This window comes from Maricaulis salignorans, from assembly GCF_900103475.1.
Taxonomy (GTDB): domain Bacteria; phylum Pseudomonadota; class Alphaproteobacteria; order Caulobacterales; family Maricaulaceae; genus Maricaulis; species Maricaulis salignorans.
This window is the reverse complement of sequence record NZ_FNHG01000019.1, coordinates 37600-64210: the sequence shown is the minus strand read 5'-3', so window position 1 is coordinate 64210 and position 26611 is coordinate 37600. Positions and strand designations below refer to the sequence as shown.

Annotated in this window: 26 protein-coding genes; 12 read left to right on the top strand and 14 right to left on the bottom strand. The window is 63.3% G+C overall.

Going from position 1 to position 26611, the window contains the following annotated elements; translation table 11 throughout:
• Positions 1-183 precede the first annotated feature (183 nt).
• From BLT42_RS12955 to fliQ, 4 genes are read right to left on the bottom strand one after another with little or no spacing between them, the layout of a single operon-like run.
• Positions 184-2733 carry an ATP-binding protein gene (locus BLT42_RS12955; protein ID WP_091771472.1) on the bottom strand — a complete coding sequence of 850 codons (2550 nt, stop codon included), beginning with the start codon at positions 2731-2733 and terminating at the stop codon, positions 184-186.
• 39 nt (positions 2734-2772) lie between these two features.
• Positions 2773-3861 carry a flagellar biosynthesis protein FlhB gene (gene flhB / locus BLT42_RS12950; protein ID WP_091771470.1) on the bottom strand — a complete coding sequence of 363 codons (1089 nt, stop codon included), beginning with the start codon at positions 3859-3861 and terminating at the stop codon, positions 2773-2775.
• A gap of 10 nt (positions 3862-3871) precedes the next feature.
• On the bottom strand, positions 3872-4624 hold the full coding sequence (gene fliR, locus BLT42_RS12945; protein WP_091771468.1) for a flagellar biosynthetic protein FliR: 753 nt from the start codon (positions 4622-4624) through the stop codon (positions 3872-3874).
• A complete protein-coding gene (gene fliQ, locus BLT42_RS12940) occupies positions 4621-4884 on the bottom strand; it encodes a flagellar biosynthesis protein FliQ (protein ID WP_091771466.1) in 264 nt (87 codons plus the stop codon). The genes fliR and fliQ overlap by 4 nt, the downstream gene beginning before the upstream one ends.
• 112 nt (positions 4885-4996) lie before the next feature.
• Between fliQ and BLT42_RS12935 the strand changes: the two genes are divergently transcribed.
• From BLT42_RS12935 to BLT42_RS12925, 3 genes are all read left to right on the top strand, one after another.
• Positions 4997-6877, top strand: a complete 1881-nt coding sequence (locus tag BLT42_RS12935; RefSeq protein WP_091771464.1) for a DUF885 domain-containing protein — start codon at positions 4997-4999, stop codon at positions 6875-6877.
• Between the two features lie 165 nt (positions 6878-7042).
• Entirely contained in the window at positions 7043-8920 is a 1878-nt protein-coding gene (locus BLT42_RS12930) for a DUF885 domain-containing protein (RefSeq protein WP_091771462.1), read from the top strand.
• Between the two features lie 11 nt (positions 8921-8931).
• Positions 8932-10812 (top strand): DUF885 domain-containing protein, encoded by a 1881-nt coding sequence (locus BLT42_RS12925; RefSeq protein ID WP_091771461.1) that lies wholly within the window; start codon positions 8932-8934, stop codon positions 10810-10812.
• A gap of 90 nt (positions 10813-10902) precedes the next feature.
• On the opposite strand, the gene fliE is transcribed toward BLT42_RS12925, so the two are convergent.
• From fliE to flgB, 3 genes are read right to left on the bottom strand one after another with little or no spacing between them, the layout of a single operon-like run.
• On the bottom strand, positions 10903-11217 hold the full coding sequence (fliE, locus tag BLT42_RS12920; protein WP_091771459.1) for a flagellar hook-basal body complex protein FliE: 315 nt from the start codon (positions 11215-11217) through the stop codon (positions 10903-10905).
• Between the two features lie 44 nt (positions 11218-11261).
• A complete protein-coding gene (gene flgC / locus BLT42_RS12915; protein WP_091771457.1) occupies positions 11262-11675 on the bottom strand; it encodes a flagellar basal body rod protein FlgC in 414 nt (137 codons plus the stop codon).
• A 15-nt stretch (positions 11676-11690) separates the two neighbouring features.
• Entirely contained in the window at positions 11691-12098 is a 408-nt protein-coding gene (flgB, locus tag BLT42_RS12910) for a flagellar basal body rod protein FlgB (protein WP_091771455.1), read from the bottom strand.
• Positions 12099-12202: 104 nt separating this feature from the next.
• Between flgB and BLT42_RS12905 the strand changes: the two genes are divergently transcribed.
• Both BLT42_RS12905 and fliP read left to right on the top strand, forming a co-directional pair.
• A complete protein-coding gene (locus tag BLT42_RS12905; RefSeq protein ID WP_091771453.1) occupies positions 12203-12526 on the top strand; it encodes a flagellar biosynthetic protein FliO in 324 nt (107 codons plus the stop codon).
• Positions 12523-13272, top strand: a complete 750-nt coding sequence (gene fliP / locus BLT42_RS12900) for a flagellar type III secretion system pore protein FliP (RefSeq protein ID WP_091771451.1) — start codon at positions 12523-12525, stop codon at positions 13270-13272. The genes BLT42_RS12905 and fliP overlap by 4 nt, the downstream gene beginning before the upstream one ends.
• Before the next feature lie 225 nt (positions 13273-13497).
• Here fliP and BLT42_RS12895 read toward each other — a convergent pair whose 3' ends face one another.
• The 5 genes from BLT42_RS12895 to BLT42_RS12875 are packed head-to-tail and all read right to left on the bottom strand — an operon-like array spanning position 13498 to position 19769.
• The gene (locus tag BLT42_RS12895; RefSeq protein ID WP_143024147.1) at positions 13498-16845 is read right to left on the bottom strand and encodes a tetratricopeptide repeat protein; all 3348 of its coding nucleotides are present in this window, start codon (positions 16843-16845) and stop codon (positions 13498-13500) included.
• Between the two features lie 52 nt (positions 16846-16897).
• On the bottom strand, positions 16898-17629 hold the full coding sequence (locus BLT42_RS12890) for a MotE family protein (RefSeq protein ID WP_091771447.1): 732 nt from the start codon (positions 17627-17629) through the stop codon (positions 16898-16900).
• Positions 17630-17632: 3 nt separating this feature from the next.
• Entirely contained in the window at positions 17633-18022 is a 390-nt protein-coding gene (locus tag BLT42_RS12885; RefSeq protein WP_091771445.1) for a DUF6468 domain-containing protein, read from the bottom strand.
• Positions 18019-19149 (bottom strand): flagellar motor switch protein FliM, encoded by a 1131-nt coding sequence (gene fliM / locus BLT42_RS12880; RefSeq protein ID WP_091771443.1) that lies wholly within the window; start codon positions 19147-19149, stop codon positions 18019-18021. The genes BLT42_RS12885 and fliM overlap by 4 nt, the downstream gene beginning before the upstream one ends.
• A gap of 11 nt (positions 19150-19160) precedes the next feature.
• Complete coding sequence (locus tag BLT42_RS12875) at positions 19161-19769, bottom strand: flagellar basal body-associated FliL family protein (RefSeq protein WP_143024146.1); 609 nt, start codon at positions 19767-19769, stop codon at positions 19161-19163.
• Positions 19770-20024: 255 nt separating this feature from the next.
• Between BLT42_RS12875 and flgF the strand changes: the two genes are divergently transcribed.
• Genes flgF through flgH form a run of 4 tightly spaced genes read left to right on the top strand, consistent with a single transcriptional unit; the run spans position 20025 to position 23275 of the window.
• Positions 20025-20774 (top strand): flagellar basal-body rod protein FlgF, encoded by a 750-nt coding sequence (flgF, locus tag BLT42_RS12870; protein ID WP_091771440.1) that lies wholly within the window; start codon positions 20025-20027, stop codon positions 20772-20774.
• A 17-nt stretch (positions 20775-20791) separates the two neighbouring features.
• Positions 20792-21577 (top strand): flagellar basal-body rod protein FlgG, encoded by a 786-nt coding sequence (gene flgG, locus BLT42_RS12865; RefSeq protein WP_091771438.1) that lies wholly within the window; start codon positions 20792-20794, stop codon positions 21575-21577.
• 12 nt (positions 21578-21589) lie between these two features.
• A complete protein-coding gene (gene flgA, locus BLT42_RS12860; RefSeq protein ID WP_091771436.1) occupies positions 21590-22519 on the top strand; it encodes a flagellar basal body P-ring formation chaperone FlgA in 930 nt (309 codons plus the stop codon).
• 15 nt (positions 22520-22534) lie between these two features.
• Positions 22535-23275, top strand: a complete 741-nt coding sequence (flgH, locus tag BLT42_RS12855) for a flagellar basal body L-ring protein FlgH (protein ID WP_091771434.1) — start codon at positions 22535-22537, stop codon at positions 23273-23275.
• Between the two features lie 157 nt (positions 23276-23432).
• Here flgH and dksA read toward each other — a convergent pair whose 3' ends face one another.
• Positions 23433-23861, bottom strand: coding sequence for an RNA polymerase-binding protein DksA (gene dksA / locus BLT42_RS12850; RefSeq protein ID WP_407657309.1), 429 nt, complete (start codon positions 23859-23861; stop codon positions 23433-23435).
• Positions 23862-24036: 175 nt separating this feature from the next.
• Positions 24037-24447, bottom strand: coding sequence for a flagellar assembly protein FliX (locus tag BLT42_RS12845; RefSeq protein ID WP_091771432.1), 411 nt, complete (start codon positions 24445-24447; stop codon positions 24037-24039).
• A gap of 247 nt (positions 24448-24694) precedes the next feature.
• Here BLT42_RS12845 and BLT42_RS12840 point away from each other — a divergent pair, with 247 nt between their 5' ends.
• Genes BLT42_RS12840 through BLT42_RS12830 form a run of 3 tightly spaced genes read left to right on the top strand, consistent with a single transcriptional unit; the run spans position 24695 to position 26600 of the window.
• Complete coding sequence (locus BLT42_RS12840) at positions 24695-25810, top strand: flagellar basal body P-ring protein FlgI (RefSeq protein ID WP_091771478.1); 1116 nt, start codon at positions 24695-24697, stop codon at positions 25808-25810.
• Positions 25810-26154 (top strand): rod-binding protein, encoded by a 345-nt coding sequence (locus tag BLT42_RS12835; RefSeq protein WP_091771430.1) that lies wholly within the window; start codon positions 25810-25812, stop codon positions 26152-26154. The genes BLT42_RS12840 and BLT42_RS12835 overlap by 1 nt, the downstream gene beginning before the upstream one ends.
• Positions 26151-26600, top strand: coding sequence for a flagellar basal-body protein FlbY (locus tag BLT42_RS12830; RefSeq protein ID WP_091771428.1), 450 nt, complete (start codon positions 26151-26153; stop codon positions 26598-26600). Before BLT42_RS12835 ends, BLT42_RS12830 begins: the two co-directional genes overlap by 4 nt.
• The last annotated feature ends 11 nt before the right edge of the window (positions 26601-26611 follow it).

Here is a 26611-nt window from a genome sequence, read left to right as displayed (position 1 = left end):
TACCTTTCTGGATTGGAAACGGCGGTGGAGACGCCACGGGAAAACTGCACGTGCGGGACGTCTCGAATGTCACGCTACTTACATTACCGGTTACCGGCATTCGCCGGCGTCCCGCACCCTCCCATCCCAGGGAGGCCCACTCAAACCTCCAGCGGCGAGCCGCGTGGAGATTTTCGTGTGCGGTCAGCCTTTTTCGGCGCGCTTGAGCATCTCCTGCTTCACCTTCTCGGCCAGCTGGATCAGCGTAAAGGGTTTGGGCAGGAAGGAGACTTCCTGTTCTTCCGACAGCGTCTTGGAGAATTCCTCGGCGGCATAGCCGGAGATGAAGACCACGCGGGTATCGGTCAGCATATGCCGCGCCTTTTGCAGCAGGCCGGGGCCATCCAGCCCGGGCATCACGACATCGGACAGAAGGAGGTCAAAGCCTTCCTCATCATCCTCAAGGATCTCATAGGCCTCCTCGCCATCGCAGGCCTCGACCACCTCATAGCCGCGCTTGACCAGGGTCTTGGCGGCGATATTGCGCACCGCATCCTCGTCCTCGACCAGCAGGATACGGCCATGGCCGGAGAGGTCGGACGGCGCCGGTTCGACGGTGCGCGCCTCTTCGGCCTGTTTGAATTCGGCGGTCTCCGCTTCGCTCGGCACATGTCCGGGCAGATAGATCGTGAAAGTCGTGCCCTTGCCGACTTCCGAATTGGCGAACAGGAAACCGCCCGACTGCTTGACGATGCCGTAGACGGTCGCCAGGCCAAGACCGGTGCCCTTGCCCGCCTCCTTGGTGGTGAAGAAAGGCTCGAAGATCTTCTCCAGCGTTTCGGCGTCCATGCCATGGCCTTCATCGCTGACGGCGATCGACACCCAGGGACCCGGCCGCGGATTGGGGCCGCCGGCCTTGCGGACTTCCTCATCAGAGAGCACCGAGGTGCGGATCACCAGCGAGCCACCGCCCTGGTCACGCATGGCGTCACGGGCATTGGCAGCCAGATTGATAATGGCGGTTTCCAGCTGGCCCTTATCGACCTTGATCAGGGGCACATCGCGGCCATGGATGATGTCGAGCCGTACCGTCTCTTCGACGATCTGGCGCAACAGGACCGAGACGTCCGACAGGAGATCGCCAATATCCATCGCTTCCATGCGGAAGGTCTGCTTGCGCGAGAAGGCGAGCAGTTTGCGCACCAGGCCGGCGGCGCGAACCACGGTCTGGTTGATCGATTGCAGCTCGCCATAATCGGGATCACCGACCGGGTGACGATTGAGCAATTCATCGCAATTGAGCCGCACGGCGGTGAGCAGATTGTTGAAGTCGTGCGCCACACCGCCGGCCAGCTGGCCAACCGCCTGCATCTTGTTGGCCTGGGAGAATTGCCGCTCGAGCTCCTTCCACGCCGTCACATCAATAATGTAGGCGACGCGCTTGCCGCCTCGGGCCGGCGCAAAAGCGAGGTGGACATAGGTCGCCGCCTCGCTCGCCAGCCGCGCCTCGGCCGGCTCCTTGCCGCCCGCCATCGCGACCGCAAAGGCATCAGTCGCCGAACGGCCGTCTTCCCAGTTGAAAATCTCGCGGAACTTGACCCCGGGGATCGCCTTGCCGCCCGAAAGCTGGACCAGGGCCGGATTGACGTCCTCGATCATCGCGCTTTCCGGGTCGGCGCCGTCGAGGCGCACAACACCGAAGGGCGCACTGGCAAACATGTCATCGAGCGTGCGGCCGGCGGGTCGTGCCTCGCCCATCGACTGGGCCACACCCGGCGGCGAGCCGGTCGGGGACATGCCATAGAGCACGCCACGGCCGATCGACGGTTCGCCGGGCGCCCATTCAATCGCCACCACGACCGGGCTTTCAATGCCGTCGCGGGCCCGCAGACGGCAATCGACACGGGTCACGCCCTCGCCGCCCCGCGTCTGCAGCACCGATTTGGCGCCATCGCCGGTCAGCACATCGCCGAGCATGGGAAATCCCTGGCCATCAATCAGGCCGAGCCATTCGCGCAAGGTCGCATTGCCCATCGCGATCTCGCCGCTGGCGCGCAGCGAGAACAGGCCGACCGGAGCGTGCTGCGACCAGTCCGCCATGGAGGAGGCCTGGCCCATGGAGCGGTCGCCGATCGGTGTCAGCCGCCACAGGATCATCTGGTCGGGCTGCGGCAGGGCTTCGAGGTGAAACTGGCCGATCGCGCCATCGGCGAGGTCGAGCGGCGGCAGCATTTCGCAGGCGCCCTCGCCGCGCGCCGCGGCGCGGGCCAGCCGGTAGACCGCGCCATCACCGCCACCGGCGCCAGCCCAGATACGGTCAATCCCGGGTATGCCGAAGCTTTGGCCGAAACCGGTCGTCGCCTTGGCCAGCTCGCGATAGGCCGCATTGGCCCAGCGTGCTGCACCGCGTTGATCGGTCATCAGGACCGGATCGGGAAAGGATTCCATCGCCTGGCCGGCCAGCATGGCCGGGCTGGGCGCCTGGTTCTGATTGATGCGTTTGCGCATGCTGCGCCCGGCGGTTTCACCGGCGGCGATGGCGTAGAGCACCAGGAAACCGATCGCGGCCAGGCCCGAGAGCAGGACGAAACCCTGCCAGCCATCCTGACCTGCGGCGAACAGGGCCGCCAGGGCGGCCAGCACGACGATGAAGACGCAGACCCAGAAGGCGACGCGGCCAAAGGGCTTCGACCAGAAGGACTTGCGCTCAGCGGCTTGCTGGGCGGCGGGATCATGGGCGGGCAGTTCAGCCATGGGAGGCTCCAGCACGAATCAAAAAACGTCGGGTACAGACTACTCGCTCGGAGCGTATTGTGCGCGACCGCGTGAAAGCGACAGCACATAGCCGATAATCTTGGCCACGGCCTTGAAGTGGTCGACGGGAATTTCCTGGTCCAGCTCGGCGGTCGCGAACAGGGCCCGCGCCAGCGGCGGATCCTCGACGATCGGGATGTCATGCTCCTTCGCCATTTCGCGAATCCGCAGCGCAACCTCATCCACCCCCAGCGCGAGGCAGATCGGTGCCGAGGTCTTGCCCTGCTCATACAGGAGCGCCACCGCGTAATGGGTCGGATTGGTGATGATGACGGTCGCCTCCGGCACCCGCGCCATCATCCGGCGCTGTGAGCGCTCATGACGCAATTGGCGCAGCTTCGCCTTGACGTGGGGGTCGCCCTCGGAATTCTTGTGCTCGTCCTTGATTTCCTGTTTCGACATGCGATTGCGCTTCATGAAACTCTGTTTCTGGAAGGCAAAATCGGCCGCAGCGATCATCGCATAGACCACGAGACAGGCGAGCATCAATTCAATCGAGATCTGACGCACCAGAACCAGGATGTCCGAGACGTCGAGTGCGGGCATGCCGGCCAGCAGATCGCGCTTCGGGAACAGCACGACAAACACCGCCAGCCCGACCAGGGCCATCTTGCCAATCCCCTTGAGGAAGTTGGCGACACCCTGCGGCCCGAATACGCGTTTGAAACCCTCGACCGGATTGATCTTGGACAGCTTGGGTTGCATCTTCTCGGTCGTGAAGATCATGCCTTGCTGCAGATAGTGTCCGGCGAAACCGGCCCCGGCCAGCACCAGGATCGGCACACCGACAATCACCGCGACATGCCAGGCCGTCTGACGCATCATTGAGAGCACGGCATGTGGCTCCACCGCGAAGGCGTCAGGCTGTTCGAGATACACGACCAGCGCGCCGGCGAGATTGCGGGCCATCGACGGGAAGATGAAGCTGAGCAGGGCCAGGCCGGCCGCCAGAATGAACCAGCCGGGGATCTCCTGCGATTTGGCGACATCGCCCTTCTCGCGTGCATCATCGAGCTTTTTCTGGGTCGGTTCCTCGGTTTTCTGACTTTCGTCTTCGCCTTCGGCCATCTCGCCCCCCTCAGTTCAGATCAATCGCGAACTGGCGCATGCGGTCGAGCCAGACGGCGCTCATGGCGCCAAGCGAAATCGTGAGGATGAACAGGCCGACCATGATGTTGGACGGCATGGCGATGAAGAAGATCTGGGCCTGCGGCATCAGGCGCGAGAGCACGCCCAGTGCCAGGTAGAAAACCAGTCCGAACACGATCATCGGCGCCGCAATCTGGATGCCGAGCCGGAAGGCATCGGTGAAGGCCTGCAGCGCCCAGGCAGCGGCATCGGCCATGGGTGGCAATTCGCCCGGCGGGAAGACGAGATAGGAATTACTCGTCGTCAGGAGCAGCAGATGGTGCAGATTGGTCGCGAACATCAGGATCAGGAAGGTCAGGTTGAGCAAGGTGGCGAAAATCGCGCCCTGCTGCCCCTGGGAGGGATCGAAGGTCTGGGCGAAGGCGAGCCCGCTCTGCATACCGATTACCTGGCCGGCAATCGCCGCCATCGCCATCAGCATGCGGGCAATGCCGCCAATCATCAGCCCGATCAGCATTTCACCGATCACCAGGCCGGCAATCGGCAGAGGTTCCGCTGGCATCGGGGGCAGGATGGGCGAGATGATCGGGCCGAGAATCAGCGCGACCAGCAAGGCAAAGGAAAGCCGGATCCGCACCGGGATGCTCGGTTCGGCAAAGCCGGGCATCAACATCAGAATTGATCCGACACGCGCGAACACCAGTCCGGCGGCGAAGACCAGGCCTGGCAGATCAGGAATCATGGATTGACGATCCGCTCGATGACCCCGGCCATGAAGGCGGACAACAGCGCGCCCATCAGGGGCATGAAGATCAGCATCGAGACGAAAATGGCGATGATCTTGGGCACGAAGACCAGTGTCATTTCCTGAATCTGGGTCAGGGCCTGGAAGAGCGCGATCACGATACCGACGGTCAGCCCGGTCAACATGATCGGACCTGCCATGGCGAGAGTCAGCCAGATAGCATCGCGTGCAAAGTCGAGGACTTCAGGTCCGGTCACGTGTCAGGCCTCAGCCGGTCAAGAGAATCGTTGTTACGGTTAATTATCTTTACGCTTGGCCCCGGCACGTTAAGAAAGAGTCAATTCTTAACCTTTCCGGGGATCAGCAGCCATGTCATTTCGGTCATTTCTAACCAGCACCAGCGCACTGGTTCTACTCGCCGCGTGCTCGCCACAAACCAGCGAAGCTCCCGCCGCACCAACGGCCGCTTCCGTCGCCGAGACCGCTGCGGTTCAGACAGAGACCGAGCGTCTCAATGCCTGGTTCGACGAGCAGTTCGCGGCCGAGCTCGCCTTCTCGCCCGAAGGCAAGACCTATCTGGGCATGCTCGACGATCTGGAAGCCTATGGCCAATGGGATGACCCCTCCGAGGCCGCCTTCCGCGCCGGGCTCCAGCGCGCCGCCGATCGCTTGCGCTATATGCAGGAAAATTTCGAGTATGACGCGCTGACCGAAGACGCCCAGGTCAGCTGGCGCTTCGCCGAATTCATCGCCGCCAACGACGCCCAGCAGGGCGAGTTCCGCGACCATAATTATACCTTCACCCAGTTCTTCGGCCCGCACACCGGCATGCCAACCCTGCTGATCGGCTATCACAAGGTGGAAAACCTCGATCAGGCCGAGGCTTATCTCAGCCGGTTGTCGAGCCTTGGCGACACGCTCGAAATCCACACCATGCAGGCCGACGAGCAGGCCCAGGCCGGGATTGTCGCGCCAGCCTTTGCCTATCCGATCGTGATCGGAGCGGCACAGCGTTTCATCACGGGGGCGCCCTTCGACGAGACTGGCGTGGATTCGCCGATCCTGGCCGATTTCCGCGCCAAGGTCGAAGCGCTCGAAATCGATGATGCCGCGAAAACCGGTCTGATCGATCGGGCCATCACGGCCCTGACCGATGGTGTCGCACCGGCCTACCAGCACCTGATCGAGGTGATGGAGCGTCATGCCGAATTGGCCGACGGCCGCAATGACGGCGCCTGGGCCCTGCCCGACGGCGGAGAATATTATCGCAGCCAGCTGACCAATTACACCACCCGCACCGACCTCAGCGCGGCCGATATCCACCAGACCGGCCTGGACGAGGTTGCCCGCATCCATGGCGAAATGCGCGCCATCATGGAACAGGTCGGCTTTGAAGGCACGCTGCAGGAATTCTTCGCCTTCCTGCGCACCGATCCGCAATTCTACTATGCCGATACCGATGAGGGCCGCGCCGCCTATCTCGCCGACGCCACCGCGATCATTGATCGCGTCATGGACGCGGCGCCCGACTATTTCGGGCAATTGCCGGCGGCTGACCTGGAAGTGCGCGCCGTCGAGGAATACCGCATCACCACCGCGACCGGTGCCTTCTACGAACCCGGCTCGCTCGATGGCACCCGCCCCGGTGCCTATTACATCAACCTCGCCAACATGGCCGAAAGCCCGACCTATCAGATGGAAACGCTCGCCTATCATGAGGGCGCGCCGGGCCACCATTTCCAGAGCTCGCTGGCCCAGGAGCTCGAAGGCGCGCCGATGTTCCAGCGCCTGACCTGGTATTCCGCCTATGGCGAGGGCTGGGCGCTCTATGCCGAAAATCTCGGCAAGGACATGGGCTTCTTTACCGACCCCTATATGGATTTCGGTCGTCTCTCCTATGAAGTCTTCCGGGCGGCGCGTCTGGTCGTCGATACCGGCATTCACGATCTGCACTGGACCGAGCAGCAGGCCGTCGACTACATGACCGAAAACACGCCGATGGCCGACACCGATATCCAGAGCGAGATCCGCCGCTACATCGTCTGGCCCGGCCAGGCCGTGTCCTACAAGATCGGCATGCTCACCATTCTGGAACTGCGCCAGCGGGCGATGGATCAGCTCGGCGATGATTTCGACTGGGGCGAGTTCCACGATGTGGTCCTGACCCATGGCTCGGTGCCGCTGACCCTGCTCGAGGAACTGGTCGACGCCTATATCGCCGACACGCTCGCCGCGCGCAGCGCCGACTGACACAGGCTCGCCGGAGGAGGCGGCCGTCGCCCCCTCCGGCCGTCTGCCGTATGCAGGTCTTGACCGGACCGGCATATCCGCTGACGGTGCCGCCCGGATATTGATCGAGCCGGACGCGGGCGCAAGCCACGCAGGATTGCCGGCGGCAGACATCGGGGAAACAAGATGCGTCGTATGATCCAGACACCCATGGCGGTGTCGCTGCTGGCCTTGATGGCGGCCTGTTCGCCGCAACAGCAATCGGCCAGCCCTGCCGAAAACACCGCCACCGTGCAGGAGATGGCCAGCGAACAGGCCGAAACAGCCCGGCTCAATGCCTGGTTTGCCGAGCTGTTTGAACAGGATCTCGCGCGCTCGCCGGAAGGCCAGACGGCGCTGGGTCGTATCGACGACCTCGACGCCTATGGCCGCTGGGATGCAGTCGATGAAGCCGATGCTGCGGCGGCCAATGCGCGCCGGATCGAGCGCCTCGACCAATTGCGCAATAATTTCGATATTGATGCCCTCGACGCCAAGGCGCGGGTCTCCTACCGCGTGTTCGAATACCTCCAGCAAACCGGGATCCGTAACTACGAATTCCGCGACCAGCGCTATATCTTCACCCAGATGTTTGGCCCGCATACCGGCCTGCCAACCACACTCATCAGCCAGCATCGCGTCGCCAATACCGAACAGGCGGAAGCCTATATCCGACGTCTCGACGGCATGGGGCCGATCCTGGGCGAGTTGATCGAACAGGCCGAAACACGCGCCGCGGCCGGCGTGCTGCCGCCACGCTTCGCCTTTGCCTATCTGATCGACAACACCGCCCAGCTCGTCGCCGGTGCCCCTTTCGATGACAGCGGCACGGTCTCGCCCCTGCTGGCGGATTTCACAGCCAAGGTCGAGGCGCTCGAGATTGATGACGACGCCAAGGCTGATCTGATCGCCCGCGCCACCACAGCGCTGATCGAACAGGTCGGCCCGGCCTATACCGATCTGCTCGCCATGTTCGAGCGTCATCGCGAGATGACGGATGATCGCGACGGGGCCTGGAAATTGCCGCGCGGCGAAGCCTATTACCAGGCCCAGCTGGCCAATTTCACCACCATGCACGACCTCTCGCCCGAGGAAGTTCACCAGACCGGGCTCGACGAGATGGACCGAATTCATGGCGAGATGGCCGCCATCATGGAGCAGGTGGGCTTTGAGGGCACGCTGGCTGAATTCTTCGAATTCATGCGCTCCGACCCGCAATTCTACCTGCCCAGCACCGATGAGGGCCGGGCCGAATACATGACGCGGGTCAATGCGATTTTCGACCGCGTGCGCGGTGTGCTTCCGGATTATTTCGACACCGTGCCACGCGGCGAAATGGTAGTCCGCGAGGTCGAGCCCTACCGGGCCGCCGGGTCACCGAGCGCCTTCTACAATACCGGCACAATGGATGGCACGCGTCCCGGCGCCTTCTACGCCAATACGCTGAATATGCGGAATCTGCCGATCTATCAGATGGAGACCCTCGCCTATCATGAGGGTATTCCGGGCCATCACTTCCAGCTCACCCTAGCGCTGGAAGCCGACGACACCCCCATGTTCCAGCGCCTGCTCTACCTGCCGGCCTTTGGTGAGGGCTGGGCGCTCTACGCCGAGAGCCTGGGCAAGGATATGGGGATGTTCACCGACCCCTATCAGGATTTCGGCCGTCTCGCCTACGAGCTGTGGCGTGCCGGACGGCTGGTCGTCGATACCGGCATCCATTCGATGCGCTGGTCGCGCCAGGATGCGATCGATTATCTGCGCACCAATACCTCCTTTACCGAGGAAGAGATCACGCGCGAGGTCGAGCGCTACATCGTCTGGCCCGGCCAGGCGACCGCCTATAAGATCGGCCAGATACGCATTCGGGCTCTGCGTGACTTCGCGCAAGCCCAGTTGGGCGATGCCTTCGATTACGGCGAATTCCACGATGTGGTGCTGACGAATGGCTCCTTGCCGCTGCCGGTCCTGACCGAGCTTGTGAATGATTATGTTGAGTCCAAGCGCGCTGAAACGGCGCCTTGAGGGAGAATGAAATGACGAATCTGAAACGTTTCCTGGTCAGCGCCGCAAGCGCAGCCCTGCTCGCCGCCTGCTCCGACCCGGCCAGCACACCCCCTGCGGCCAGCACCGCGCCAGCCGCAGATACGGCGTCCGCGCCGGCCGATACCGGCAGCGAACAGCCCGTCCTGTCCGCGGAGACCGTGCGCCTCAATGCCTGGTTTGAAGAGGTGTTCCAGCGCAATGTCGCCCGCTCGCCGATGACCCAGACCTTCCTCGGCATGAAGACCAATTACGATCAGTGGAATGACGCCTCGCCGGAATATGAGCGCGAGGACTTCGAACTCGGCCAGGCCGACCTTGCCTACATGCTGGCAAATTTCGACTTCGATTCCCTCGATGAAAGCGCGCAACTTTCCTGGCGCCTGTTTGAATATAATGCCCAGCGGGCCGCCGACGGCCAGCGCTGGGTCGATCACGGCTATACCTTCACGCCGCGCTCCGGTCCGCACATGAATTCGCCGACCTTCCTGATCAATAATCACCGTATCGACGATGTCAGCGACGCGGAGGCCTATATCGGCCGCCTGCGCAATCTGGGCCCCTATCTCGACCAGAATATCGCCAATGCGCGCCGCTCCTTCGAGCTCGGCGTCTCGACGCCGGACTGGACCTATCCACCGATGATCCGCACGGCGCAGAACATCATCACTGGCGCCCCGTTCGACGATGGCGATGACAGCCCGATCATGGCCGACTTCCGCGGCAAGGTCGCAGCCCTGGGCCTGCCACAGGACGAAGCGGATCAGCTGCTGGCCGACGCCTCAGCGGCCCTGCGCGACGTCGTGGCACCAGCCTATGGCCGGATCATCGCCCTGTTCGAGGAACAGGCCGAGACCGCCAGCAGCGATGATGGCATCTGGAAGCATCCCGATGGCGGCGAGTATTATAATTACCTGCTCAATGGCTATACGACGATGGATATCTCCGCCGAGGAGATCCACCAGCTTGGCCTGTCGGAAGTCGCCCGTATCCATGACGAAATGCGTGGCATCATGGAGCAGGTCGGCTTTGAGGGATCCCTGCAGGACTTCTTCGAATACATGCGCACCGATCCGCAATTCCAGTATTCCAATGACGAGGCCGGCCGCACCGCCTATCTCGCCGACGCCACGGCGCTGATCGACACGATGCGCGAAGCACTGCCGCAAATGTTCAACACCTTCCCGCGCGCCGAGCTGGAAGTGCGCCGGGTCGAAGCCTTCCGCGAGGCCTCGGCGGGCAAGGCCTTCTACAACCGTCCGGCGCCAGACGGATCACGGCCGGCCTATTATTACGCCAACCTGCGCGATATGGCCGACATGCCGACCTATCAGATGGAAGCGCTCGCCTATCATGAGGGCATTCCGGGTCACCACATGCAGCTGGCCATCATGCAGGAACTGGAGGGGGTTCCATCCTTCCGCCGCTTTGGCGGCTACACGGCCTATACCGAAGGCTGGGGCCTCTACAGCGAATTGCTGCCGCGCGAATTCGGCTTCTATTCCGACCCCTATTCCGACTTCGGCCGCCTGGCGATGGAATTGTGGCGCGCCTGCCGGCTTGTGGTCGATACCGGCATCCATCACCACCAGTGGAGCCGCCAGGAGGCGGTCGACTATCTCGCCACCAACACGCCTAACCCACAGGGCGATGTCGAGAATGCGATTGACCGTTATGTCGTCTATCCGGGTCAGGCCAATGCCTACAAGATCGGCATGCTCGAGATCCTGCGCCTGCGCGGTATCGCTGAAGCCGAGCTGGGCGAGGCCTATGACATCCGTGACTTCCACGATGTCGTCCTGACCCAGGGCGCCATGCCATTGGCGATCCTGGAAGAGCGCGTCCAGGACTATATCGCTGCCACGCCGCACTAGGGCTGGCATAGCAGACCAGAAAAAGGCCGCCGGATCGGATGATCGGGCGGCCTTTTTTTGTCGGATTACTGCGGTCGTTCGGGGCTGATGCTAGATCGGCATGCGCAGGATTTCCTGATAGGCGCGAACCACTTCATCGCGAACCGCGACCATGGTTTCCAGCGAGATCTCGGCGGCCGACACCGCGGTCGCGACATCGATCAGCTCGGCATCGCCAGTGGCCGACGCGGCGGTCATCTGCTCGGCATGGCCCAGCGAATTGGAGGTTTGGCTGATCGCCTCGGCGACCATGTCACCGAAACCAAATCCGCCGGCATCGACTTTCTCGCCGCCATTGCCGACAGCATTCTGGGCGGAACGGATAGCGGCCTGATAGGCCTGTACCCCGGTGAGATCACCTGCCATTGAATTTATCCTTCAAACTCGTTCTGAGTCAGTGATGCGACCGGCTAGCGGCGCAGGAGGTCAAGCGCACGCTCCTGCATGCGCCGGCTGTTTTCAATCATGTTGAGATTGGCTTCATAGCTGCGCAAGGCTTCGCGCATATCCATCATTTCCACCAGCATGCTGACATTGGAGGTGCGTACATAGCCACTCTCGTCAGCGGCCGGATGGCCGGGATCATATTCCAGCGTGAACTCGGATTCGTCCCGGGCGACATCGGTCATGCGGACGCGATTGACGCCGGAAGCCCGGTCGAGCTCGGTGTCGAAGATCGGGATCTGGCGCTGGTAAGGATCGCCGCCCGCTTCGCGTGCCGTCGAATCGGCATTGGCGATATTCTCGGAAATAATCCGCATCCGGGCCGCCTGGGCCCGCATGCCGGAGGCCGAGACCTGCATCGCATCTGAAGCATTTCCCATAACTTACTCTCCCGACTAGCGGCCAGCCTGGCGGATCGCGGTACGGATCATGCCAAGGCTTTTCTGGTAGAGGCTCAAGGCGCTCTCGTATTCCATGCGGTTTTCATTGGCCCGCATCATCTGCTCCTCGAGCACGACCGTATTGCCGTTGACGGTGGTCTCGGAGTCCGGCGCATCCTGGGTCTGCCACTGGCGCGTCGGCGATGTCAGTGCCGGCAAGGTGCCCTGCGTCGAACGGGCCGCAGAGCGTGCCTGCATCTGTTCACGCAGACTGCGCTGGAATTCGCCTTCATCAAGATCCTGGGCGACATAGCCGGGCGTGTTCGCATTGGCGACATTCTCCGCAATCACGCGCTGGCGCTGATTGTGGAAATTCATCGATTGGGTCAAAAGCCCCAGTACGGGCACGTCTTCGGGTCGCATGAGCGAATCGCCTTCTGATTAGGGTTCAGGCTGCGCCCGCACGGTTAACGCTGGCTTAACCGCATCGGCCCACAAGGCGAGATGAAGCAAAATGCGGCCCTGCCATGAATGACCTCGTCAATTGGAGCCATTACCTGCTCGCCCTGATGGTCCTGCTCGGCCTGCTCGGCGCGATGGGCTTCTTCGCCTATGCGGTGCAGCGCGGCTGGATCCTCCAGGGCGTGACCGGTCTGCGGGCCCTCACCGCAACGACGCGCCGCCTGTCGATCAGCGAAACCATGAGCGTCGATCCACGCCGCCGCATTGTCATCGTGCGCTGCGACAATCGCGAACATATCCTTCTGCTCGGTGCCGAGCGCGAAACCATTCTGGCCAGCCATGATGTGCCGGCGCAAAGCCCGTTGGCGAACAGGGAAACCGAAACATGAAAAAGGGTTTCTGGCTCTATCTCGGCCTGTTTGCGCTCGGCGCGGTCCTGCTGCTGGGCGGCGGGGCCCAGGCCCAGTCGATCACGATCGATACCGGTACTGAAGGCGGGCTGACCGAGCGCGTGCTACAGCTGATCGCCCTGATGACGGTGCTGTCTCTGGCGCCCTCCATCGTGGTGATGACGACAAGTTTCGTACGCATCACCGTCGTGCTGTCGCTCCTGCGTACGGGCCTCGGCCTCCAGCAAAGCCCGCCCAATGCGGTGCTGGTCAGCCTGGCGATGTTCCTGACCGCCTTCATCATGGCCCCGGTTTTCACCCAGTCCTATAATGAGGGCATCGAGCCCCTGCTCAACAATGAGATCGAGTTGACCGAGGCGTTTGACCTCAGCACCGACCCGCTCAAGGCCTTCATGCTGATGCATACCCGTGAGGATGATCTCGGCCTCTTCATCGGCATGTCCCAGGGCGAAGTGCCCGAAACCCCCGCCGACGCCTCTTTCTTTGTCGTCGCGCCGGCCTTCATGATTTCCGAATTGCGACGCGCCTTCGAGATTGGCTTCCTGCTCTTCATCCCCTTCCTGGTGATCGACCTGGTCGTTGCCTCCATCCTGATGTCGATGGGCATGATGATGCTGCCGCCGGTGGTGATCTCACTCCCGTTCAAGCTGATCTTCTTCGTGCTGGTGGATGGCTGGCGATTGGTGACCGGAGCGCTGGTGCAGAGTTTCGGCACGCTCAGTTAGCGAGCCCCTGAAACCAGGGGCGGTCTGTCGACAGAGGCGCTTCCGGCGCGGACCTCGCGCCCGCAACTTTCCGCTGAGAGACACCCGCAGCGAGCCGCGCGCCCATCCCGGCTCCGCTTGACCACCCCGCTGCATGGCCACGACTCAGCTCAATGCGGCCGGCTCAAGTGCCAAACGATGGCGCGATCGGAAGAGTTCAGACAAACGCTTGAGGCTCAACCCGCCCTAGGCCGGTCCACCGCCATTATTGAAGCGCGCCCGGAAGGGTTCCATGAAGGCATCAAGCGTGTCGATGCGCGCGATGCGGGCCGCCAGGTCCGAGAAGCGGACATTGCCCGGCGGCGTGTCATCATCGGTCAGGACCTCGAAGGCCGCGGCCCCCTCGGTGATTGCCATCGCCTCGCCATAACGGCGGCCGAGCCGCCCGGCCGCTGCGCGATCGCCCGACAGGGAATAGGCGATTGCGGCCCGCACCAGATCGGATTGCTCCGATGGCGTCAGCGGCGCGGCATCGAGATAGCGATTGCCCAGCAGGGCTTCCAGCCGGCGGCCGGTATTGGGCCAGTCACGCTGGGCCCAGGTCACATCGGCGCGCAGGCGGGCCGCAGCCGGTGACTGATCGTCCTGGATCAGCTCCAGCGCCTGTTCATGACGCCCCAGCTCGGACAAGGCCCGGGCCTCCAGCAAATAACGTTCATCAACCAGGGCTTCAGGCAGACCGGCGACACGCGAGCCACGGATTGTGTTGAGGGCGTCCTCATAGCGATGATCCATCAGATAGACCACGGCCAGATCGGTGGCGACGCGGGCCCGCGCCGTCGGTTCACGCAGGCGATAGGTGCAATCAGCCCCCGTACTGATGCGATGACAGCCGACCTGGTGTTGCAGCAATTCCGACGCCGGGCCGAGCAGATCAAAGGCGATCAGGCGGTCGGCCAGGCGGCGGATCATGCGGTCACCATCGGAACCGATCGGCGCCAGATGCTGGTATTGGTAGAAGATCGCAACAGCTTCGACCGGATCCATCCGGTCAGCTTCGCCTTCGAGGAAAAGCCGGCGGAAAATCGCCGCCATGTCGCCGCCCATGCGGCGCCCGGCCTCGGTGTCGGGGAAGCGTGATTGCGCCGTGCTCATGGTCTGGAGCCCGCGGGCAAAACTGCCCGACTGGACATAGAGCTCGCCGAGCAGGCGCACGGTGTCGAGTTCAATTGTGTCGCCGCGCCAGCGGAAACGCAGGTTTTCCAGCGCGTCGATCGCGTCTTCGCGGCTCATGCGTCCATCGGCGACCTGCAGCCGGTACAATTCGTAAAGCGCGTGCGCCTCCAGCGGTGGGACGCCGGATTCCGCGAGGCGTTCGAACCGGCGGATCGCTTCGTCCAGATTGCCGGATTCGGCCTCGATCCGGGCGGCGATATAGGCAGCGTCCAGCCGGGTCCGGTCATCGGGCTCGCCTTCGTCGACGCGATAGAGGAAATCCTGCGCCGCAGCGAGGTCGCCAAGTTCCAGCGATGCGCGTGCCTGGGCCACAGCGAAACGCGCCTGCCATTCAGGCGAATAGGCGCCAGCCACAGCCTGGCCAGCCAGCAGACGCCGGCGCCCCTCCGGCCAACGCTCATGACCGACAGCAATCATGCCGCGCCACAGATCAGCCGCGGGATCGACGAGCAAGGACGGATCAGCCAGGAAGCGGGTCGCATCATCGAGCCGGTTCATCTCGTAGGCGGCGACGGCCTGCAGGGTGCGGACATGGGAATCGGTCGCGAGTTGCGGTTCGCGATCGATGGCGAAATCGAGCATGCCGAGCGCTTCCAGGGCCATGTCGCGGGACAGGAGGAAGCGCGCCAGCGCAAGACGGCTCTCCGAACTGTCTTCCAGAGCGGATTGCCGCAAACGCGCATTCCAGGCCGGAAGGAAAGGCCCTTCCCCGTGCCAGCTGGCGAAATCCATCATCGCCGGCGAGGCCAGCGCCGCGGCATTGGCATCGCCTTCGCCGGTCAGGCTGGCAGCCGGGGTCAGGTCGAGCCCGCCGGGGCGGCCAATCGCGGCACCGGAGCCGATCAGGGCCAGTTGGAGATCTTCGGCGACGACTTCCACAGCGCCGCCATGGGCCGAGCGCAGTAGTGCACCGCCGACGAAATCGCGACGGGATATCAGTCCCTGTACCGGACCGGTGGCGGTCACCACGGCGATCTGGTCGCCCACGACCGGGTCCGGGACCCAGCGAATGGCATGAGCGCCATCAAGCCCGATCAGAATACGGCCCGGCCGGTTGAGACGGGCATCACGGCGGATCTGGATCGGGCGCGGCGGCGCGTCGATCCGGTCGCTGAAGACAATGATCCAGCGGCCGCCATCGATCCGGGCCTCCGCTTGCGTCACACCGGATGTCACCAGCCGCACGGCCGTGTAGTCGGCGCCCTGCATGACCTCATAATCACGGATGTGACGGTCCGGTCCGCCGGGAAATTCGCCGAACTGCAAGGCTGCGGCGGCGTCGAAGACAATCCAGATCGCCTCACCGCGCCGGAAAATCGCTGCGCCCACGGGCGCCGCCCAGGGGAATTCGGCCCGCAAATCACCATTCGTCTCGGCCAGAAGGACCGGTATAATGCCGCTCTCGGGCACGGGATCGAGCCCCGCCTCCGGCGCGATTACGTCCGCTGCAGGCGCGATTTGTGCCGGCCCGTCCGGCTGCACATCCGCAGCAATGGGCGTGGGATCATCGCGGCTCAGGACGACGGGCACCGCAGCGGGCTCGGGGGCCGGTTCCACGGCAGGTTCAGCGAGTTCGTCTGGCGCCCGCAGGCCGGCCAGTTGTGCCAGCAGGGCTTCGGCACCGGCAGCGGCCGGGTCAGGCAAATCAATATTGACCCGCGCGCCGTCAGCCCAGGCCCGGGCCTGGACGCCGGGATCGAGATCCAGGCGCAATATCCAGTCATTGCCGATGCGTTCCTGGCTCGCGGCGCGCAGGAAATCCGGCGGCGAACCGGTCAACCGCCCGAGCGAAATATCAGCCGGTTCGCTGAAGCGCAGTTCGGCCGTGTCGCCCGTCTGGCTCAGGGTAAAGGGGACTTCGTGCGGCCAGATCAGTTCAAGCCGGGTGTATTCCGTGGTCTGGCCAATCCGGTAGCGGACCGGAACCGGATCAAGCGGTGGCGGGCCGGCGGGCGTGCTGGCGGCGAGTTCGGCGGCACGTGCGGCGGCCTCGCGCTCGGCCTGCTCGCGCGGCGAGACCAGTGGCGCAAGCGCCGGCGTGCCGGGCGGGGCGAGATCGATCGCGACCTGGTCATAACTGGCCGATACGCGTGTTTCGACCGGGCGCGTCAAGGCGATCCGCAAGGTGGCACCGTCCGCATCCAGCCGGGCACGCGCTGCCAGATCACCGATCTCGTCGGCCAGGCCGGAAATGTCGGCGCGCATGGCCTCGCTCAGGCGGATCAGCAGAACGGAGTATTCCAGCCCGGCCGTCGCGGTCGGGCGGGCATCACCAATACTGTCCTCATAATCGAGAATAATGCGCGCAGTTGCGCCCTCGCGCTCGACGCGGACATCGGCGGCACTTTGAGCCAGCACGGCCGGGCTCAGACAACAGGTGAGCGCCAGGCCGGACAGAAAGCCGATATGTCTAGCCGCCTTCGGCAATCCGCGCCTCCAGCTCGGCCACGGTATCGGGAAGATTGCTGCGCGCGGCCATGCGCTCGGTCAGGCTGGCAGCGGCCAGCGGCGTCATCTCGGCGAGAATGCCGCCAAAGGTGCGCTGCGACATCCGCGAGGCGATCTGCAACTGGGTGTCCAGATCAAGGCTCGAAATCCGGGTCGCCGCATCGCCGGCATCCATCGCGGCATACCAGGACACGATGACATTCATGTCTTCCGATTCGCGCTCGGTCAGATTGCCGGCCAGGCCTTCAATCTGGGTGCGCAATTGCGTCAGTTCACCAATCTTGGTGTCGACGCGGTGTTCCATCGCCAGCATCAGGGCTTCGCGTGTCTCCAGCTCGCTTTCACGGCGGTCCAGCTCGATGGAGCGTTCGCGCAGGCGATAGATCACCCGTTCCTCATCGGCCGTGCGCACGCCACTGGCAATGCGGCTGGCGAATTCGGCAGACGGTGTCGCGGCCGCAGCCACCGGCTCCGGCGCTTCGGCGTCACCCAGGCTGATCGGCGCCGCAGCGGCCGGAGCCGGCTCGTCATCCGTGTCAGCCGTCGCTGCGGCGGCCGTGTCCTGCTCCACGCCTGCAGCATGGGCCTGCCACCAGTCGGCGGCGCCATTGGCGACCGAGATCGTCTTGAGGGCGAAAAGGCCGCCCATCAGGATGGCGAGGACAGCAAGCAGGCGCATGGGTTCACGCATCATGGTCTATCTCACATCCTTCAGGCCATTGATCACCGAGGAGCCGGCGCCTTCGGGGAAAATCTCCGAAGCGCGGCGGCGCGGTGCCCGGCGGGAGATCGTGTCGGCGGTCCGATCGGCCTGGCCGGTCATCAGGCGCAATTCCTCGGACAGGCCGCGCGCCTCGCGCACCCGGGCTTCGAGTACTTCACCGGACTCCGTGGTGGCGCGTTCGAGCGCCGCCAGGCTGGCACGGGCGCGGTCGGTGGCTTCGTTGAGCGCGATCACCGCACTGCGCACGCCATCCTGGCCACGCTTGAGCGCGTTGAGCCGGCGATCGACGCGCCAGCACATGACGACAGCGACCAGCAAGAGACCGGCGACCAGCGCCTCGAAAATCAGACCTGCGAGTGTCATGCGAACCTCATCATTGTTTTCTTGGCTACCGGCGAGAGCGGACCGCTCAGGCGCAGGGCAACACTGTGTCCGAGTCGGCCCATCCGGCCGCGCGTCAATGGCACATTGCCACAACGCAATTCCACTTCACTGGTCGGCGAGGCATCCAGGAAGAGCGTGTCGCCCACCTTGAGATCCATCACCCGGCCCAGCGTCACGCGCTGCTCGTCGAGCACGGCGTGAACTTCCATCTTGGTCGACCACAATTCGGTGGCCAGATGGCCTTCCCAGATATTGTCGCGACCGAATTTCTCACCCATGAATTGCTGCAGCAGCATTTTCCGGATCGGCTCGAGCGTCGCATAGGGCAGCAAGAGCTCGATGCGGCCGCCGCGGTCTTCCATATCGATGCGCAGCTTGACCAGGATGGCGGCATTGGCCGGGCGCGCGATGGCGGCAAAGCGCGGATTGGTCTCGACACGCTCGAGATCGAAATCAACCTCGGTCAATGGCTGGAAAGCCTGTTTGGCATCGCCGAGCACGACCTCGATCATGCGCTGGACCAGCATGCGCTCGATCGTGGTGTAGGGCCGGCCCTCAATGCGCATGGCAGAGGTCCCGCGACGGCCACCGAGCAGCACGTCAACAATGGAGTAGATCAGGTTGGAATCGACGGTCAGCAGGCCGTAATTATCGAGCTGCTTGGCGCGGAACACCGCCAGGATGGCCGGCAGCGGGATCGAGTTGAGATAATCGCCGAACCGGATCGAGGAAATATTGTCGAGGCTGACCTCGACATTGTCCGAGGTAAAATTGCGCAGGCTCGTCGTCATCAACCGGACTAGCCGGTCGAACACGATTTCGAGCATCGGCAAACGCTCATAGGAGACGAGTGCCGAATTGATGATGGCGCGAATGCCCGACTTGTCGGCCGCATCATCATCGGAGAGGGAAAAGCCCAGCAGGCTGTCGATCTCGTCCTGATTGAGGATACGCTCCTGGGCACCGCCGGACTGGGCCATGTCGGACGAATCATCATCGCCGCCGACCATGGCTTCCCATTCGGAGGCGAGGTCGAGATCATCGCCGTCCTCGGCCATGGCTTCCCATTCGGCAGCGAGCGCATCTTGGTCCATATCGTCAGACATGCAGTTGGGTCCTAATCGACAATCATGAATTCTTGAATCAGCACGGCGTCGGCGTATTCCGGTTCAATAGCCAGATTCACCCGCCGCAATAATTCCAGACGCACACGGTGCATTCCGGCCGAACCGTAGAGATCGTCCTCGCGCAGCTCGCGCAGGAACATGATGAACTGGTCCATGATCGGATCGATATGAGCATCGATGACCTGGCCAAAATCCGGATTGGAGGATTCCAGGGTGATCTTCAGCATCACCGTAACCGGGCGGCCATCGACCGAACGGATATTGGTAATGATCGGGTCCTCGGCACCATCGGCATCGCGCAGCGGGAAGTAATAGGCCTGCGCCTCATGCTCCTCTTCCGCTTCAGCATGCCCCCCGGCAGCCGCCATCACCGGCTGGCCATGATCGTCGAGCACAGGGTCGCCATGCTCGTCGAGTACAGCCTCGAGAACGGGCTCATCACCTCCGCCGGCAAACATCATGAAACCGGCCACACCGGCAAGCAGCAGGATAATCGCCGGCAGGCCAATAAACAGGCCGAGCTTGAGCACGCCCATTTTCGGCTTGGCCTTGGCCTCGCCGCCGTCTTCGTCTTCGTTTTCTTCCGGATCGTCGGCCATGCCGGTCTCCTGCAAGGGAATCGCTTTGCATGATTAACGGCCAGCGCGGTTAACACTCCGTAGCCTTCCCGCCGGAACCGGCAATTCCTGCCCAGTTGCCCGGACAGGATTGCCCCTGCCGCAGGGCCTCCCCAACCCCGCTACAAGACCAACCGATTGATTTTGCGCGATATTAACCTTGGCACGCCGGATGCAATGGTTTGTGGCAACGCCGCAGACGGTGGCGAACACCGGCATCCAGAATGGAATATGCCCATGGATAATACTCTGATGATCGGCCTGTCGCGCCAAATGGCCCTGCGCCAGGCGATGGATGTGGTGGCGAATAACATCGCCAACGCCAATACGGCGGGCTTCAAGGTCGAATCACTCCTGATCGAGAATAATGCCGCCCCGACCGCCTCGCAGGCTGACGGCCCGACCGACCTTCAATTCGCCGATGTCTGGGGCATGGGCCGCGATTTCCGCCAGGGTACGCTGGAAAGAACCGGCCGCAATCTCGACGTCGCGATTGAGGGCGATGGCTTCTTCGCTGTTAGCGTCAATGGTGCCGAGCAATTCACCCGCGATGGCCGCTTCCATCTCGACAATGCCGGCCAGCTGACAGCCCATGACGGGGCGCCGGTGCTCGATGCGGCGACGCGCGGTCCGATCATGCTCAACCCGTCGGCGCAATCGACCAGCATCTCCCAGGACGGCACCATCACCCAGGATGGCGTGCCGGTCGGAACGGTCGGCGTGTTCGAAATCACCGATCTCTCGGCCCTCTCCAAACAGGGCAATGGCCGCTACGTCCAGACCGACAATCCCGACGGCCGCAATGACCCGCAATCCATGTTGTCGCCGGTCATGCGCCAGGGCTTTGTCGAGGCGTCCAACGTCCAGCCCATCGTCGAGATGACCGACATGATGACCATCATGCGCAGCTATCAGTCTGTGTCGAAATTTGTCGAACAAGCCGAAGACATCAACCGTCGCGCCATTGAGCGCCTCGGCAAGGTTTAAAGGGAAAGAGGACCGATATGCGCTCTCTCATGACTGCCGCCACGGGCATGCAAGCCCAACAGCTCAATGTCGAGGTCATCTCGAACAATCTGGCCAATATGAACACGACCGGGTTCAAGCGGCAGCGCGCTGAATTCCAGGACCTGCTCTACCAAAATGTCCAGCAGATGGGGGTCAGCTCCTCGGACGCCGGCACCATCGTGCCGACCGGTATCCAGGTCGGGCTCGGCGTCCAGACCGCCTCGATCTATCGCATCACCGAACAGGGCTCGCTGGCCAATACCGGCAACCCCTTCGACCTGGCGATCAATGGTGATGGCTATTTCCGGATCCAGATGCCCAATGGCAATGACGCCTACACCCGCGCCGGCAGCTTCGCCGTCAGCCCGGAAGGCGAGATCGTCACCGCCGACGGCTATACCGTCGCGCCGGGCATCGTCATCCCCCAGGGCGCCCGCAGCGTGGCCATCAATGAGCAGGGCCAGGTCCAGGCCCTGATCGATGGCCAGACCGACCCGCAGACCGTCGGCCAGCTCGAGCTTTCGACCTTCAATAATGATGCCGGCCTGGAAGCCATTGGTAACAACCTCTTCCTCGAATCCGCCGCCTCCGGCGCGGCCGCAACCGGCACCCCGAGCTCACCGGGTTATGGCTATGTCATGCAGGGCTTCGTTGAGGCCTCCAACGTCAATGCGGTGACCGAAATCACCTCGCTGATCCAGGCCCAGCGCGCCTATGAAATGAATGCCCGCGTCATTACCGCGTCCGACGAAATGATGTCCGCCACCTCGAACCTTCGCTAGGAGGACCGTTAGATGATCCGCGCCAGCTTGCTTGCCCTCGCCTGCCTCACCACGGCACCGGCCCTCGCATCAGAGCCCGTCTTCCTGCGCGAAACGCTGGTCGTCGAGGGGCCACAAATCACCCTTGGCGACCTGTTCGAAGTCGGCGGACCACAGGCCGCCACCGTTCTGGCCCGATCGCCAGCTCCCGGTGCGCGCCTGGCGCTCGACATCAATTATGTGCGCCAGATCGCGGCCGATCACGAGCTTGACTGGGCCAATGCATCCGGACTGCTGCGCCTGACCGTGACCCGCGCCAGCCGTGTCGTCGACGCCCGTGAGCTGACCGGCATGATTGAGGGTGAATTATTTGCCCGCGAAGGCGGCCAGCATGAAGTCCAGCTCGCCAATACCAATCTCGCCCTGCACGCGCCGGTCGGTACAATTGGCGGGCCGCAGATCAGTGCCCTCAATTATGATCCACGCACCGGCATGCTCAGCGCCGATATCGCGCCGTTCGACGGCGCCGCAACAGTCCGGGTGACCGGCCGGGCCTATCAGACCATCGACATCCCTGTCCTCGTCCAGCCTGTCGCGGCCGGCGAGGTGATCGGCGATGATGATATTCGCTGGGTGTCGCTGCGCAGCGACCGCGTCCGTCCGGATTCGGTACTCGACCCGGGGGCCATCATCGGTCACCAGGCCCGCCGCGCCCTGCGGGCCGGCGAACCCCTGCGTGGCTATGACGTGCAGGAGGCCATTCTGGTCAATCGCGGCGATCTGGTCACCCTGATGTTCGAAGCCCGCGGCATCCAGCTGAGCGTGCGCGCCCGCGCCATGGAGAATGCCGCCGATGGCGAGCTGATCCGCTTCGTCAATCTGCAATCCAACCGCACTGTTGAAGCCATGGTAGACGGCCCCGGCCGCGCCCGCGTCTTCGCCAGCCCTGCCGCCAGCTTCTAGGCCCTGGAGACCATCATGATCCGCAAGATAACCGTCATCATCATCGCCGCGCTCGCCCTCCAGGCCTGTGGTGCCACCACCCGCCTGTCGCAAGTCGGCCAGACCCCGCCGATGCGGCCCATCGAAAACCCGGCCGTGCTGGCCGGCACCGGGCCCTCGCAAATCCCGATGCCTGTGATGCCGCGGCGGCTGCCGGCCACCCAGACCAATTCGCTCTGGAACGCCAATTCGCCAACCTTCTTTGGCGATCCGCGCGCGGCACGCATTGGCGATATCCTGACGGTCAATATCGATATTTCCGACAGCGCCCAGCTGAACAACACGACCAGCCGTTCGCGCACGGCGGCAGAAGATTCCGATCTGACGCAATTCTTCGGGATCGACCTGACGCAATTCTTCAATGACTCGATCGATCCAAGCTCGCTGACCAGCCTCGGCTCGGCCTCATCAACCTCGGGGACCGGCACGGTCAACCGCGGCGAGTCGATTTCGCTGACAGTCGCCGCCATCGTCACCCAGGTGCTGCCGAACGGCAATCTGGTGCTCGCAGGCCGCCAGGAAGTGCGGGTCAATAACGAGGTGCGCGAACTCCTGATCAGCGGCATCGCCCGGCCCCAGGACATCGGTTCCGACAACACGATCAGCCATACCCAGATCGCCGAGGCCAGAATTTCCTACGGTGGGCGTGGACATCTCTCCGAAGTCCAGCGTCCCAGCTATGGCCAGGAACTCTACAATATCCTGATGCCTTTCTAGGCGGCATCAGCAACCCGACAGCCGGCCGGCCTCGCGCGAACAGAGATCGCGGCAGGCGGGCCGGGCAGACATCCCGCCACCATCGGGCTTCTCTGGGCCGTCACGAGCAATCGCGGCGGCCCGTTTTTTTTGGGGTTATCGGCGTATTCGGCCGGAGCTAGTCGTCGCGGTGGACGCGTTCCTTGCGCTCGTGACGCTCCTGCGCCTCGAGCGAGAGCGTGGCGACCGGGCGGGCATCAAGCCGGGCCAGGCTGATCGGCTCGCCGGTGGCTTCGCAATATCCGTAGGCGTCTTCCTCGATCCGGCGCAGGGCACTGTCGATCTTGGAGATCAGCTTGCGCTGGCGGTCGCGGGCGCGAAGTTCAAGGGAGCGATCCGTTTCGGTCGAGGCACGGTCGGCAATATCCGGCAATGCCCCCTGATCAGCCTGCAAATTGGACAGCGTTGATTTGCTCTCCCGCAGGATATCTTCCTTCCAGGCGATCAGTTTGAGACGGAAATACTCCTTTTGCCGCTCACTCATGAATGGCTCGTCTTCGCTGGGCCGGTAGCCCGCGGGGAGTTCGATCGGTTCAGATTCCATCATCGCCTTCTACTCAACAACTGTCGCCTACAGGCTCTCCCCCCAGAAAGCGGGCGGAGCATATGCACGGTGAACGCCGAGTCAACGCGGTGACGCTGCTCGCCGACCGGGCTCACCTAGCAAAAATCTGACCAGATTGGGAAATGGGGAGCATGCGAACCGGTAGACGGCTGCCGGATCAGCCGAATTTCGCGAGCTCGACGGCTGCCCGGATCTCGACTTCATCCAGGGCGGCTTCCAGCCCGGCATCATTGGTATCATCGCGCCGCGTCTGCAGCAGACTCATCAACGCGACCAACTTCGCTTTCGGCAGCCCGCCCTCCAGCAAGGCCAGTTTGAGCTCATCGAGCACGTCGAGCAATTCCATCGCCCGTCCGGTCGCCTGTTTGCGCGCTTCATTGAAGTCGCCAACCGATTGCAGTGCCAGAATGGCATCCACCGAGCTGACGCCGGTCATCGGTGCGCTCGCCATCGCCGCAGAGGATTGCGTGGCCTGTTCAAGCGTAAATCTGTCGCCGCCTGCAGACGAGCCGGAGGCGCGCTTGCCGGTAGAAACTGAGCTCGCTGAGCGGGGACCTGTGACTTTCATAACGAGAATCGCTTCCTGTTCGATGACCTTCAGGGATGCGCCGCCGCCGTTAACAGAGGCTTAATCCCGCCGCCCCGCCCGGCAGATCTTGCCCGGCGATTGCCGCCACCGGCGAGTTTTACCGGCTGGCCGCGCAAAATGACCGGAGGCAAACACCTGATTTAAATAGCATAATTTTATATCCCTTCAAACCGGCTCTGGCACGCCATTCGCAATGCTTGGGGAGAATCTTTCCGGAGACCGCAAAATGCGTCTGCTCATTACTGTCCTGACCGCCCTGCTCCTGTCGGCCCCGGCCCTCGCCTCGTCGCGAATCAAGGACATGGTCGATGTCGAGGATGTCCGCGATAATCACCTGGTGGGCTATGGCCTGGTTGTGGGTCTCGATGGCACGGGCGACTCGCTGCGCAATTCCAGCTTCACCAATCAATCGCTCAACGCGATGCTCGAGCATTTCAACGTCAATACCCGCGACGCCAATCTGAACACGCGCAATATTGCCGCTGTGATGGTCACCGCCACACTCCCCGCCTTCTCCTCACAGGGTTCACGCATTGACGTCACCGTCTCGGCGATCGGCGATGCCGGCAGCCTGCAGGGCGGGACCTTGATCGGTACGCCCCTGTTTGACAGCCATGGCCGCGCCTGGGCCGTCAGCCAGGGAACCCTGACCATTGGCGGTTTTGCCGCCGGCGGCGACGGTGCCTCGGTCACACGCGGTGTTCCGACCAGCGGCCGCATCGCCAATGGCGCCCTGGTGGAAAACCCGTTTGACGGCACCGGGATGGATCCCTGGCAGGAGATTGCCAATCGCACCTCCCTGCGGCTTTCGCTGCGCAATCCCGATTTCACCACCGCGCGCCGCATGGCCGATGTCATCAATGCCTTCATGGGCGCCAGCGCCGCGCGTGCGACCAATCCGGCCACCGTCGAGCTGACCCGCCTCGCCTCCTATAATGGCGACATGATCGACCTCCTCTCCGAGATCGAGCAATTGCGCGTCCAGGCTGACCAGCCGGCCCGCATCATCATCGACGAAAACACGGGCACCATCGTGATGGGCGAGAATGTCCGTGTCTCCACGGTGGCGATCGCCCAGGGCAATCTGACCATCACGGTCCGCGAAAGCCCGGTGGCCAGCCAGCCCGCCCCCTTCTCCGGCGGCGAGACGGTTGTCCTGCCCCGTACCGATATCTCGGTCACCGAGGATGATACCCAGCTCGGCGTTCTCAATGGCGGCGTCTCGCTCAGCGAACTCGTTGACGGGCTCAATGCCCTTGGCGTCACGCCCCGCGACATGATCACCATCCTGCAATCCATCAAGGCAGCCGGTGCGCTGCAGGCAGAAATCGAGGTTCTGTAATGGAAAGCCTGCTCGACTTTCAGCTCAACCAGGCACTCGGCGCCTCGCGTTCGGGCAATGTCACCGCCCAGACCAGCGGCACGACGGCCGATGCGGCCCGCGCTGCGGCCGAGGATTTCGAATCCGTCTTCCTGGCGCAGATGATGGAAGCCATGTTTGCCCAGGTCGGCGAGGATAATCCCTTCGGCGGCGGGCCCGGCGAGAATGCCTTTCGCGGCATGCTCAATGAGGAATACGCCAAGGTCATGTCGCAGGCTGGCGGACTGGGCCTGTCCGATCGCCTCACCTCGGAGATCCTGCGCTACCAGGAAGCCGCTGACAGCCAGGGTGGAGAGAGCCAATGACCGAACTTGCAGCGAGAAACGGGGCCGAGCGCGCCGAGGCGCTCCTGCGCCTGACCGCCCGCCTGACCGAACTCATCCGTAGTGAGACCCAGATGTTTCAGCGCCGCCGGCCACAGGATGCGGTTGCGCTGCAGGATGAGAAAAGCAAGCTGGCCAATATCTATCGCAGCGAGGTCGCCCGGGCCCGCAGCGAACCGACACGCTTTGCCGGCGCACCGGCACCGCTCAAGAACACATTGCGCGAGGCGACGGTGAGTTTCCATGCTGCCCTGGCCGAGAATTCACGCGCCGTGACAGCGATGAAGGTGATCACCGAGGGCGTTGTCCGCGCCATTGCCGAGGAAGCCGAACGCCAGCGCAGCACCGGCCATGGCTATGGCCCGGGTGCCGCCCAGCGGCCGCAACAGACGCGCGGCCTCTCCATCGCCCTGAATCAGACGGCCTAGGCGCTCACAGC